Source organism: Legionella nigrisilvae (assembly GCF_977063395.2).
Window position 1 is genome coordinate 171292 of record NZ_CDRUGZ020000022.1, and the last position, 13362, is coordinate 184653.

Sequence of the window (13362 nt, forward strand, 5' to 3'; positions counted from 1 at the left end):
GATGAAAAATTCTAATCAACAAGTTATAAATCAATATAAGACTATTGAATTACAAACTCGTATTGATGCAGCCTCCCCTCATGAATTAATTAATTTATTATTACAAGGAGCACGAACACATATTGCGACTGCTCAAGGTAATATTGATCGTAGTGAAGTTCAACAAAAGGGGGAACATATTAGTAAAGCACTCAGTATTATTGAAGGTTTAAAAACTAGTCTAAATCATGAACACGGCGGTGAAATAGCAGAGAACTTACTCCAAATATACATGCATATTGAATACTTGCTCTTAAAAGCCAATCTTAATAATGACAAGGAACTATTATCTCAATCCAATTCATTGCTGGCTCAAGTGCACGAAGCTTGGCAAAAAGTTTCTCCTGGCCATCCAGAGTCCGAGGAGTAAACCTCTTAATTTTATATTCTTGTACTTTATTATATTTCTAATAGAGTAACCCAGGAATTTATTCTCATGTGGTACCTTTATTAGTAACTCATATAATTTTAAAGTTATTTTTTAAAGTGTCGCTATAGAGAGTACAACAGCTTAAATTGAGATCATTTATGAAACTTATGATATCAATGACAGTATCTATTTGTTTATGGTCAATGAGTCAACTTGCTCTCGCCTATACGCGATACGGTGAAACTTTATGTAACTCACCTGATTATTTTTGTATGAAAGTTAAAAATGGAGAGGACTGGGAGAAGTTGTTTCCTAATGCTGAAGAACGAGATATGGTACGGCGAATCAATCGTATGAATGTCTCATTACGTCCAGGTATGACTATTGCTGTGCCCAAAAATATCGATCGATTAACTATCTATGATGTTTCCCCCTTCCCTAGGTATATTGACTCCGAAGGAGAAAAAACAATTTATGTAAGTCAAAAAAAATTAGCCTGGGCTGCCTATGATCAAGATGGGGAACTACTCTGGTGGGGGCCTATTTCCGCAGGAATAGGAAAGTGCACCGGGGTTATAGGGGGATGTAGTACTCCCACAGGTTCTTTTCGTGTTATTCGCAAACAAGACATAGACTGTGTTTCCACTGTTTTTCCTAGAAGATCTGACGGGAATGATGGTGGAGCATTAATGCCTTATTGTATGCATTTCTTCAGAGGCTATGCACTCCATGGTAGTTATGAAGTCCCTGGATACAGAGCCAGCCATGGTTGTGTCAGAATGTTTATTGAGGACGCACGTTGGCTTAACGAAGAATTTGTGGATCTTCCCGGTGATGGTATGAAAGGAACTCGAGTAGTTGTAGACTCCGCTGATTAATCAAACGACAAATAGACAAATACTGAACAAAATGTTAATATTTTACATGGTGAAATTTGCATATTTCTGTGATAACGTTGCCGGTTGACTTTTTGATTTAAAAAACTGTTTTATATGCGAAGTGAGATTTAACAATCTGATCTACGAAGTATTTTCCAGTTTTTATTCAAAATAAACACATACTTCATATGTTCGTGCAGTGAAGTTTAGGTGGATATTAGTCTAAAAAGAAGTTCCGTTGTAAAAAGGACTACAACGAGAATTAATTGAAGAATGCCAGGATGGCTGGTCAACATGATACTGATATCTTATGGCCCCAAGAGAACATAAAGTCAACTTCGTATAGATAAATCTGGAGAATGATAAAAGAATGGCACACTACAATACACGGTCCGCATCAGTAGCAAATTTTGGGATACAATCAATAATGCCTTGGATGGTATGGGGCTTAGGTTGCTTATTTTATTTTTACGAATGCCTTTTACAAGTTTCACCTAGCGTTATGAGTAACGAATTAATGAGAGATTTCTCAGTTACTAGCCAAACATTAGGAATTTTATCCGGTGTCTATTTTTATTCTTATGCGGCCATGCAATTACCGGGCGGGGTATTAATGGATTATTTTGGGCCCCATCGGTTGCTTACTTTGGCAACAGTTGTATGTGCGGTAAGTACTATTGCATTTGGAATGACGGATAATTTTTTTATGGCCTGTGTGGCTCGTTTGATGATAGGCTTTGGCTCCGCATTTGCCGCGGTAGGCACTATGAAACTTGCAGCGAATTGGTTTCCAGCTCAACGTTTTGCCTTACTTACTGGTCTCATGGTCACAATAGGGATGCTCGGAGCTATTGGTGGAGAAGCGCCTCTTGCTTTATTAATTGAGAATTTTGGATGGCGCCACAGTATGCTCATTATGGGTACTATTGGACTTATTCTTGCAGTCTTACTTATTGTTATAGCCAAAGATACTCCTAAAAATCACGAAATAGTTCACTCACATCATCCTATTGAAGAAGAACATCTCATTCCCAGCCTATTAGCACTGATGAAGAATAAACAACTTTGGTTAGTGGCATGCTATGGCGGTCTGATGTATATGGCAACTCCAGTTTTTTGTGGCCTCTGGGGAGTCCCTTTTTTGATGAATAAAATGATGATTACTAAGACGACTGCGGCAAACTATATTTCGCTAGTTTTCATTGGCTGGGCAATTGCTAGCCCCTTATGGGGATTACTTTCCAATCGTATTGGATTGCGCAAACCACCTATGTACATTGGATGTATTGGCGCACTTATATGCTCTCTACTCTTTATTTTTGTTCCAATTAGTACCGCAATTTATATGGAACTTTTATTATTTGCATTTGGTATTTTTTCAGCGGGGTTTCTACCTGCATTTACCGTGGCCAAAGAATTATGTAATAAAAAATATGTTGCTACAGGTTTAAGCTTTATGAACATGATGAACATGGTAGGTATAGCAATTGCACAACCGCTCATTGGTTATATTCTTGACAAGATGTGGGAAGGTGAAATGAATGGAAATGTTAGAGTTTATCCCTTGGAGGCTTATCATACAGGACTAGCGATTCTCCCGCTAGGAATGCTCGTTGCCTTAATTATTTTACCGAAAATTAAAGAAACTTATTGCCAAAGTGTACATTAATGAAATAATACGGAACTTCCTAGAATATAGTAGCCTGGGTGCAGCAATGGAACCCGCGTCCCCTGTCACGGATTGCGCCCCTCACTCAGGCACGTTTTTAAAGTAGATTTGATATGGCTAAAAAATTATACATCAAAACCAACGGCTGCCAGATGAATGAATATGATTCAACTAAAATGGCAGAAGTTTTGTTGCAATCACATGGCTTAGTCAAAACTGAACGTGTTGAAGAAGCCGATGTAATATTGCTCAACACCTGTTCTATTCGTGAAAAAGCACAAGAGAAGGTCTTTTCTCAATTAGGTCAATGGCGAGAATATAAAGCTAAAAATCCCCATGTGGTTATAGGTGTAGGTGGTTGTGTTGCTAGCCAAGAAGGTGAAGATATTATTAAACGCGCACCTTTTGTTGATATCGTGTTTGGTCCACAAACCTTACATCGACTTCCAGCATTACTAAACCAACGAATGGAAAAGAAAAAGCCTGTTGTTGATATCAGTTTCCCTGAAATCGAAAAGTTTGATCATTTACCAGCACCCAAAGCTGAAGGACCAACTGCATTTGTTTCGATAATGGAAGGCTGTAGCAAATACTGTAGTTTCTGTGTTGTACCCTATACACGTGGTACGGAGATTAGCCGTCCATTCGATGATGTGCTTGCTGAGTGTTATCAATTAGCAACTCAAGGCGTCAGAGAAATCAATTTATTAGGACAAAACGTTAACGATTATCGTGGGAAAATGGAACAGGGTGATATCGCCGATTTGGCCCTTTTAATTCATTATCTTGCTGCCATAGAAGGAATAGGTAGAATCCGTTTTACAACATCGCACCCTTTGGCATTCTCAGATAATTTAATTAATGCCTATGCAGAAGTACCTGAATTAGCAAATCATCTACATTTACCGGTACAAAGCGGTTCTGACCGTATTTTAGGTCTAATGAAACGAGGGTATACGGCATTAGAATTCAAATCCAAGATTAGAAAACTGCGTAAAGTACGCCCAGATATTCGTTTATCTACGGATATTATTGTTGGTTTTCCAGGTGAAACAGATAAAGATTTTCAGGACACCATGGATTTAGTTCATGAAATAGGGTTTGATACCTCATTTAGTTTTATTTACAGTCCAAGACCAGGTACCCCTGCAGCGAATTTACCCGATGACACCCCTCTCGAGGTAAAAAAACAAAGATTACAGATCTTACAAAATAGACTGCTATTACAAGCATCTCGTTACAGTCAATCAATGACTGGCAGCATCCAGAAAATATTAGTTACCGGTCATGCTAAAAAAGACTCTCAACAACTTTCGGGTCGTACCGAATGCAATCGAGTGGTAAATTTTGACGGTCCAGCTCATTTAATAGGGCAATTTGTTGATGTCCAAATCAGTGAGGCATTACCTAACTCCTTACGAGGTCGTCTCACCGCAGTTGAGACTGAAACGATTTGATGATAGAACATATTCATAAACAATTAACTGTACCTCGCGAGTATCACAATCAAAGAATTGACAGTGTGCTCGCGCATCTACTTCCAGATTACTCTCGTTCGCAACTCAGTAATTGGATTAAAAGCGGAACAATAATACTCAATCAAAGACCATGCAAACCCAAAGACAAGGTTTTAGATGGCGATGTGATTGAAATTAACGTTGATTTTACCTTTACAGAGCAGGATTTTAATCAATGTGCGGCCGAAGAAATTCCTTTAAACATAGTTTATGAGGACGAAGAGATTTTAGTACTCAATAAACCAGAGAATATGGTAGTTCATCCTGGAGCTGGGAATAGAGAGCATACCTTAGTGAATGCTCTGCTGCATCATGCCCCCTCCTTACACCATTTACCGAGGGCGGGCATTATTCATCGATTAGATAAAGATACAACAGGTTTATTGGTCGTAGCAAAAACTTTACCAGCACATACCTCTTTAATACGACAAATGCAAGCTCGCGAAATTCAGCGTCATTATGTTACTTTAGTCCAAGGTCATATTATTTCTGGCGGGACAATTGATACTGGTTTTGGACGACACCCAAGAAATCGATTAAAAATGGCTGTTCAGGAGCAAGGACGACAAGCAATCACCCATTATTCGGTAAAAAAACAATATCAGGATTTTACTTTATTAGACGTCAATTTAATGACTGGGCGAACCCATCAAATAAGAGTTCATTTAGCTTACATCCACCACCCCGTAGTCGGTGATCCATTGTATGGTGGTCGCATGCGATTTCCAACTCATGCCACCGAAGAGTTACGTACCCTACTCCAAGATTTTAAAAGACAAGCCCTGCATGCCGCCACACTCTCATTTTATCATCCCAAAACGGAAAATGAGTTGACGTTTAAGGCTCCCCTGCCTGATGATTTTACCCTTCTTCTTAACACATTGGACGCGCATTATGAAGACTAACTTAGCAAATTGGCCAGCGCCAAAAAATGTCATGGCTTTGAGTACAACACGTTTATCAGGATATAGCCAAGCTCCTTATGACAGCAATAACATGGGATTGGGTGTGGGGGATCGTGAGGAACATGTGCTAAAAAATAGACAACAACTTGTGGAGATGTTACATCTTCCAGGTGAACCTCAGTGGTTATCCCAAACTCATAGCACTCGCTGTGTTATTGTTGAAGACGACTCCAATAGAAATGTAGATGCCTCCATAACTCGTTCAGCAAAATTCCCTTTAGTGATCCTTACTGCCGATTGCCTTCCTATTATGCTTTGTAATGTGCAAGGCACTGAGATTGCAGCAATTCATGCAGGCTGGAAAGGCCTGGCTCAAGGTATTGTTGAAAATACACTTGATAAAATGAAGAGCACTCCATCTGATGTATTGGCTTGGATAGGGCCATCAATTTGTCAAAAGTGTTATGAAATTGGAGAGGAGGTATACCAAACATTTACCAACCATTACCCTTTAAGTAAGCAAGCTTTTAAACCTGCTAACGGAAAATGGCTGGCTAATTTACCTCTAATTGCTGAAATTGTTCTGATCTCTAAAGGGATTAAAGCGGTTTATCAGTCTGGTTTATGTACTTTTGAGTTAAAAAATGAGTTGTATTCCTATCGAAGAACGTCACAAACAGGTAGAATAGCTACCTTAATCTGGTTTAATGATCAACCTCAGGACTAATAATATGATTAAACATATCAAATTCATTATAAGTACCCTGCTTCTTTTGACAGCCACATTCACCTATGCGGCTAACGAAGCAGCTCCCGCTCCTATACCGAGTTTAGCTCCGGTCTTAAAAAATATTATGCCCGCAATAGTCAATGTTGCGGTACAGGGTTATTTACCCCCTAATGCTACGTCACCCGGTTCTGCTGGCAATGATGAGGAAGCGCAGAATAGTAGACAGCCTAATCAAACTGCTCCTGAAAAAGGGCGTAAATTTGAAAGTATAGGCTCTGGTGTTATCGTAGACGCGCAAAACGGAATTATTATTACTAACGATCATGTAATTCGCAATGCGAACCTTGTTACCATTACGCTACAAGATGGTCGACGTTTAAAAGCGAAGCTGATTGGTAGTGATAGCGAAACAGACTTAGCTATCTTAAAAATCAGCGCAACAAACTTAAAATCATTGCCTATAGGGGATTCAGATCAATTACAAGTAGGTGATTTTGTAGTTGCTATTGGTAACCCTTTCGGCTTAAACAGTTTTGGTAACAGTCAGTCTGCGACCTTTGGTATTGTTAGTGCATTAAAACGTAGTGACCTAAATATCGAGGGAGTAGAAAACTTTATTCAAACTGATGCAGCAATTAATCCAGGTAACTCTGGGGGTGCATTGGTTAATACAAAAGGAGAATTGATTGGAATTAATACTGCAATTCTTTCTCCTTATGGCGGTAATGTCGGAATTGGTTTTGCTATACCCATTAATATGGCAAAAGATGTAGCGCAACAAATTATTAAGTTCGGCTCAATTCATCGGGGCTTAATGGGTATATTTGTTCAACATTTGACACCTGAACTTGCCCATTCTTTAGGATATCCCGAAGATTTCCAAGGTGCATTGGTATCACAAGTTAATCCAAATTCACCCGCAGAACGAGCTGGGTTGAAATCAGGTGATATTATTACTCAAATTAACAATACAAAAATAACCCAAGCAACTCAGGTAAAAACAACCATTAGCCTCTTACGTGTCGGTTCTAATGTTAAAATGGTTGTTCTACGTGACGGCAAAACAATCTCCCTTGATGCAGTGGTAACTGACATTAAATCACACGAACAAAAACTCCAATCAGAAAACCCTTTTCTTTATGGGCTTGCATTAAGAAACTTTGAGCAAGAAACACCACCTCATGGTAATGTCATTGGTGTACAAGTCGTGGGGGCTTCAGAAACAAGTGCTGGATGGCGTGCTGGTTTAAGACCCGGAGACATCATTATCTCTGCAAATAAGTCACCTATTAAAGACGTTAAATCACTACAGCAAGTTGCTCAACAGAAAAAGCAAGAATTGTTAGTTCAAATATTACGTGGACCCGGAGCCATGTATTTATTGATTATTTAAACCTTCTGCACATTAGCCTGGGTGAATGTGATACACCCAGGCTCTTCCAATATCCTCCTCTCCTCGAGTAACCTTCTTAAGAATTTAATGCCGTCTTTCTTAGATTCTAGTAACGAGATTCTAATTATTGAAGAACTAAAATGAGCAAAAAGGAAATATTAAATATATTATGGATTATGTAAATTAATGCTTTTTTTGCTGCATCTTTTAGCAACCTAGGTATTCTCCTCTTAAGAGTTTGAAAAAATCTTTATTGGAATTGCATAAGGCATCAGAATTAATGAATCCTGATGGGATAGACTATTATGGAATAATGAACTATCTAAATTTAATCTATTAATTAACAAATTAAATTTGGCATAAAATGTGAAGACGAGTTTAATGATTTCAGACGTTAATTTGATAATTTTTCCTCCAATGATGAATTCACCAAACGGTATCAAAAAAACCCTACGTCAAGCTGATGACCAAACGTACAATTAAACTTATCAATTTGAATGCTGAAAGATGTTATGCCACCAGGATGAGTAATTTATTTATCCTGGTAGCATGGTGAATTTAAGGAAGAAATTAACGATGTAATCGTCTAGTCTGAGTATAGTCGCTAGGAAGACCTTTGATGTAATTAACTTTTTCTACATGATCGGTCTTACCGTAGGTTACTTCTACTTGTACATTGCGACCATTTGCAATCCCTTCCAGAGGGGTGCCCGCAACTTCCCATAAACCTAAAGTGAAAACATCAGCTACACCATGTCCAATTGCTCTAGCCGCTTTATTGCCCTTAGAATATCCTTGTACAAAACTGTAAATATCTGTTCTTTTTCCATTATGAATTTGAGTATTCACTGGCTTACCCAACTCTGCAATAACATGAGAACGAGGTGTATGAAGCCGTAAAACAGATAAATCTTTTTTTCCAGGTTGATTAGTCGCCTTTACTACAGCGCAAGATGACAAACTCACTAATACAATTACGCCACACACAAGTTTTAAAATACACTTCTGTAACATTAAATCTCCTTTCTGAATAAAATTTCGGCGCATTATACTCTAGAATACCAGCCAAAGAAACATTTTTTGCGCTAGTTGTTTAAATGTTAGATAACGACCTGCAGAATATTGAAAATATGGTTCACTTATCCCTAAGTTTCAAATTTCGAAATTACAAACACAAGGCAAGTAAAATCATCTATCCATAGAAAAAAAATCAAAAAAAACACGCTACAGACTTGACATCTTTCCCTTAAAAAGACAAAATCACGCGTCTTGTGGCTATGTAGCTCAGCCGGTTAGAGCGCGGCACTCATAATGCTGAGGTCGGTGGTTCGAGTCCACCCATAGCCACCATCAAATCAATAAGTTACAATAAAAAACCAAAAATACTTTTGGACACAAAAATGAATAAAATTTCATTTATGTCCCCAAAAACCTCCTCATGTTGGCTTAAATAATAACTCAAAATGAATCAGACTCAGTCTTTTATCTTTAAACCATTGAGCGAAAATGACCTCACATTGTTATATCACTGGTTCCAAGAACCCCTCATCAATCAGTGGTACGCTCGAGATCAATCCTGGTCATTTGAGAAGATTCAACAAAAATATCTCCCTCGAATTTTAGGCGAAGATAAAGTACCAAGTTTTATTATTTATTCTGGAGATCTTCCTCTTGGCTTTATCCAATATTATTATCTAAGTGATCATCTTCCAGAAGGTGTACATCACAATAATCATCCATTGTTTCATTGTTATTCACCTCATAAATTAGCAGGTATTGACCTCTTTATCGCGTCCAGTAATCAACGTGGAAAAGGATTAGGTAAACAGATTTTAGATTCGTTCGTAACAAAGCTTCCAAATACCATTGATGCCATTCTTGTTGATCCACAAGTGTATAATCATCAAGCAATTCATTGTTATGAAAAAGCAGGTTTTACGCGTACCGATTATAGTGAAGACAACGCTTATTTAATCCTAATTAAACCTCTATCTTAAAAGGTTGAATAGCATGACAGTACATGAACAAAAAATTAATCCCAATGTTTTACAAAAAGCGATTCAAATACTTCAACACCATTTTAAAACGGTTTTAGAAATAAGTTCTCTTCACTTTTTAAGTGAACAAGAACGGCGAAATATAATCGTGCGCATCTTCCTTAGAAGCAACTCGGACTCTGTACCTAAAAGCATCATTCTCAAACAGTCTCTACCTGAAAAATCAGATTGTGATGACGAAAATGCTAACGCCCGATTTGCTCGTGATTGGGCTGGTCTTGAGTTTGCAAATCAAATTCATCAAAGCATGCATAATGTTCCCTACTTTTACGGCGGTAACAAAGAGCACCGATTTATTCTTGTTGAAGATTTAGGAGAATTACATATAAGTTTAGTCGACTCATTGACCAGTTCAAATAAAAAACAAGCGATTGGGGCATTAAGTCGTTTTATGAAGGCATTAGGAAGTTTCCATGCGGCAAGCTTTGGTAAAACGGCTATATATGAAACGATTTTAAAAAAAATTCATAAAAGTGCCGCAACCTTGCAAGAAGATCTAGATTCTACTCAAGCTGATTTACTTGAAAAATTACAATCTGCTAATAAAAAATTAAAACTATCTCTCACAACTGAATGTATTGATGAGGCAATGTTATTAATTCATTCTCTTTTCAAGCCAGGTCCATTTACTGTTCTAACTCATGGTGATATTTGCCCAGATAATGTTTTCGATCATGAAAAAACATTTGAGTTACAACTTATTGATTTTGAGTGGTCTTTTATTCGAAATGCGCTATTGGATGGTACCTATCTGAGGATGAGCATGCCCACGTGTTGGTGCGCCAAGGCCATCCCAGAAGAAGTCATCGATTCTTTAGAAATTATTTATCGAGAAGAACTCAAACTAACCATTCCTGCGGCATCAAATGATTTAGCTTATGCCAAAGCCTATACTGAAGCCTGTGGTTTTTGGTTATTACAACAAACGCTCCCTTTCCTTGATTCAACTTTTGAAAAAGACAGACTAGGTCCTTCAGGTCCTGTTCCAGAGGATTCATTGTGGAAGGCTGAAGAAAATTGGGTACGACCGAGAGTTTTATCGCGTTTACAAGCATTTATTCATATTGCATCCAGAAACAATTTATTGCCTCACTTAAGAAAAATGGCAGAAGACATGCTCTTTGAAATCAAACAACTCTGGACTGATGCAAAACTCTTAGAATTCTACCCTGCCTTTAAAACATCAATTGCAAATCAAAAATTTTATATTAGAGCTTATGAACAGGGAGATGAGGCAGAAATTTATCAACTCTTTTATGATACCGTCCATTATGTCAACTGTAGGGATTATAACAAAGAACAACTCGATGTATGGGCACCAAAAAATCCCGATCTATCCCAATGGAGAAAATCTCTAGCTGAAAACTATACCTTTGTTGCTATTGATAAGAAAAATGGCAAAATCCTTGGATTTTCCGACTTAGAAAAAAACGGTTATCTCAATCGAGGTTATGTGCATAAAGACTATCAAAATCAAGGTATTGGTAAAGCATTGTTAGAAGTTCGCGAACATTTAGCCATAGCATTAGGAATTCCAAAACTCTTCGCTGACGTGAGCATTACCGCCAAAGCATTTTTCGAACATTGTGGGTATTTTACTGAAGCGAAACAAAATAAGGAGTTGTATGGTATTCAATTTAAAAACTATCGTATGATAAAAATATTAACCTTTGAGTAACCAATCGGCACAATGGTTAATGAATGGAGTCTGTGCAAATGATTGATTGAGCAAGACTCAGAGAGCGGTCATTAATTACAATAACCCTAGATACTTTAAATTGATTTTTTGTTATGTTTAGTAGGACAATTACTTAGGGCCCACAATCATAAGATTGCCAGTGCCTTTAAATTTTCTTTTAAATACGAGAATAGAATACTATGGAACGGTTAAAGTCCTATTTTCTCAAAGACACTACCTTGAGAACTGAAATCATTGCGGGAATTACCACTTTTTTAACCATGGTATATATCGCCTTCATTAATCCAAGCATACTTCATGATGCTGGGATGGATCAGGGAGCCGTCTTTACAGCCACTTGTCTGATTACTGCTTTCGCTTGTCTCATTGCAGGAATATTTGCCAACACTCCTATAGGGATTGCGCCTGGTATGGCATTAAATATTTTCTTTTCTTATACGGTAGTTCAAGGCATGGGAATACCTTGGCAACAAGCCTTAGCCATTGTATTTCTTTCAGGTGTCTTATTTTTTATAATGTCACTTACCAGTCTGAGACGTCTTTTAATCGAAGCAATTCCCCATAATTTACAAATTGCTATCTTAATAGGAATCAGTTTATTAATTGCTTTAATTACCTTGCAAAACAATCAAATTATTATTGAGGATCAGCACAATTTAATGCGTCTTGGTGAACTCAATCGTCCGGAAAGCGGCTTATTTTTCTTAGGTTTTTTACTCATATTGATTTTAGATTATTTTCAAATTCCAGGAGCAATAATTCTTGGAATACTCAGTATTTCTCTCTTAAGTTTATTGCTGGGTTTATCGACCTGGCAAGGATTAATTTCCATGCCCCCTTCCATGGAACCTACTTTTTTAAAACTTGATTTTTCTGGCCTAAATACCGCTCTTGCTTTAAAAGCCACATTTACCTTTTTTTTAATTGCTGTGTTCGATGCTACTGGGACGTTGATTGGTTTATTAAATCCATCTGTATTTAAACAACAAGAAAATTATTCAAAACGTCTTAGCAATTGTTTAACTGCAGATGCAGCTGCTTCTGCTGTAGCAGGATTATTAGGCTCTGCGAGTACCTCTCCCTACATCGAGTCTGCTGCAGGAATTGAAGCCGGTGGACGCGGCGGAATAACAGCTATAGTGATTGCTATCGGATTTCTTCTTATGTTGTTTTTCTCACCATTGGCACGGATGATTCCTAACTATGCAGTAGGTCCCGCCCTTTTGTATGTGGCTTGCTGTATGATGAAACATCTCACCGATATGAAGTTGCATGATGTCAGTGAAACCGCTCCATGTATGGTAACGATTATGATGATCCCTTTTACTGCTTCTATTGCTGATGGAATTGGTGGAGGTATTATTCTATATACTTTATTAAAGCTTTTAACACGACAAAAAATTAATCTTTTACTCTTATTATTAAGTATTGTTTTTGTAATATTTTTCCTAGTAAGTTAAGCCTAGATTCAATGACTCAGTTCACAAGTCAAAATTATTTCACAAGGAATTTTCGCATGTCCATGAAGTGCTCCGTATTTATTGCCACAACTGTGGATGGATTTATCGCTCGAGAGAATGGTTCTATTGATTGGCTTAACCACTTTAATTCTCTAGTGCCCCCAGGTGAAGATGGCGGTTATCAATCATTTATTTCTACAGTCGATGGATTGGTTATGGGAAGAAACTCCTTTGAACAGGTCCTATCATTTGATGAATGGCCATATGGGGATCTTCCCGTAGTGGTCCTGAGTAGCAAAACAATAAATATTCCCAGACATTTGCAAAAATGCGTTTCTTTATCTGCTGAAAAACCATCCGTCCTTGTTGAACGCTTGGCAGAAAAAGGAATGAAACATCTTTATATTGATGGAGGAATCACCATTCAAAGATTTATTTCTGAAAATCTTATCGATGAATTAACAATTACATTAATTCCTATACTACTTGGTTCTGGGCGTTCATTATTTGGTCCGCTAAAACAGGATATCGATCTCGAATTGATGGAAACGAAAAATATAGGTTGTGGAATTGTTCAATTGAAATATCAGGTCGTGACTAAAAAAGTTTGAATAATAAAGTAGCACCTCTATAGGATTGTTGACG

At 37.7% G+C, this 13362-nt stretch carries 12 protein-coding genes and 1 tRNA gene; 12 read left to right on the top strand and 1 reads right to left on the bottom strand.

Translation table 11 applies throughout. The annotated features are described in order from the left end of the window. Position 1: 1 nt before the first annotated feature. The 7 genes from fliS (at position 2) to ACWTE2_RS13965 (ending at position 7501) form a co-directional block, all read left to right on the top strand. Complete coding sequence (fliS, locus tag ACWTE2_RS13935; RefSeq protein ID WP_182393345.1) at positions 2 to 409, top strand: flagellar export chaperone FliS; 408 nt, start codon at positions 2 to 4, stop codon at positions 407 to 409. 167 nt (positions 410 to 576) lie between these two features. Beyond that, positions 577 to 1287: a L,D-transpeptidase gene (locus ACWTE2_RS13940; protein ID WP_370530122.1), complete on the top strand. Its 711-nt coding sequence runs from the start codon at positions 577 to 579 to the stop codon at positions 1285 to 1287. Positions 1288 to 1657: 370 nt separating this feature from the next. Next, positions 1658 to 2956, top strand: a complete 1299-nt coding sequence (locus tag ACWTE2_RS13945; RefSeq protein WP_454785819.1) for an MFS transporter — start codon at positions 1658 to 1660, stop codon at positions 2954 to 2956. A 113-nt stretch (positions 2957 to 3069) separates the two neighbouring features. Continuing rightward, the gene (gene miaB / locus ACWTE2_RS13950; RefSeq protein WP_182393340.1) at positions 3070 to 4413 is read left to right on the top strand and encodes a tRNA (N6-isopentenyl adenosine(37)-C2)-methylthiotransferase MiaB; all 1344 of its coding nucleotides are present in this window, start codon (positions 3070 to 3072) and stop codon (positions 4411 to 4413) included. Then, on the top strand, positions 4413 to 5378 hold the full coding sequence (gene rluD, locus ACWTE2_RS13955; RefSeq protein WP_454785820.1) for a 23S rRNA pseudouridine(1911/1915/1917) synthase RluD: 966 nt from the start codon (positions 4413 to 4415) through the stop codon (positions 5376 to 5378). The genes miaB and rluD overlap by 1 nt, the downstream gene beginning before the upstream one ends. Next, a complete protein-coding gene (gene pgeF, locus ACWTE2_RS13960) occupies positions 5368 to 6105 on the top strand; it encodes a peptidoglycan editing factor PgeF (RefSeq protein ID WP_454785821.1) in 738 nt (245 codons plus the stop codon). The genes rluD and pgeF overlap by 11 nt, the downstream gene beginning before the upstream one ends. Before the next feature lie 4 nt (positions 6106 to 6109). Continuing rightward, positions 6110 to 7501 (top strand): Do family serine endopeptidase, encoded by a 1392-nt coding sequence (locus ACWTE2_RS13965; protein ID WP_182393334.1) that lies wholly within the window; start codon positions 6110 to 6112, stop codon positions 7499 to 7501. Between the two features lie 570 nt (positions 7502 to 8071). On the opposite strand, the gene ACWTE2_RS13970 is transcribed toward ACWTE2_RS13965, so the two are convergent. After that, on the bottom strand, positions 8072 to 8515 hold the full coding sequence (locus tag ACWTE2_RS13970; protein WP_220471010.1) for a hypothetical protein: 444 nt from the start codon (positions 8513 to 8515) through the stop codon (positions 8072 to 8074). A gap of 259 nt (positions 8516 to 8774) precedes the next feature. On the opposite strand from ACWTE2_RS13970, the gene ACWTE2_RS13975 reads away from it, so the two are divergent. From ACWTE2_RS13975 to ACWTE2_RS13995, 5 genes are all read left to right on the top strand, one after another. Further along, a tRNA-Met gene (locus ACWTE2_RS13975) sits at positions 8775 to 8851 on the top strand. Between the two features lie 113 nt (positions 8852 to 8964). Beyond that, positions 8965 to 9498, top strand: a complete 534-nt coding sequence (locus ACWTE2_RS13980; protein WP_454785822.1) for a GNAT family N-acetyltransferase — start codon at positions 8965 to 8967, stop codon at positions 9496 to 9498. A gap of 13 nt (positions 9499 to 9511) precedes the next feature. After that, positions 9512 to 11236: a GNAT family N-acetyltransferase gene (locus tag ACWTE2_RS13985; RefSeq protein ID WP_454785823.1), complete on the top strand. Its 1725-nt coding sequence runs from the start codon at positions 9512 to 9514 to the stop codon at positions 11234 to 11236. Positions 11237 to 11436: 200 nt separating this feature from the next. Continuing rightward, complete coding sequence (locus ACWTE2_RS13990; protein WP_454785824.1) at positions 11437 to 12717, top strand: NCS2 family permease; 1281 nt, start codon at positions 11437 to 11439, stop codon at positions 12715 to 12717. A gap of 56 nt (positions 12718 to 12773) precedes the next feature. Beyond that, on the top strand, positions 12774 to 13328 hold the full coding sequence (locus ACWTE2_RS13995; protein WP_454785825.1) for a dihydrofolate reductase family protein: 555 nt from the start codon (positions 12774 to 12776) through the stop codon (positions 13326 to 13328). The last annotated feature ends 34 nt before the right edge of the window (positions 13329 to 13362 follow it).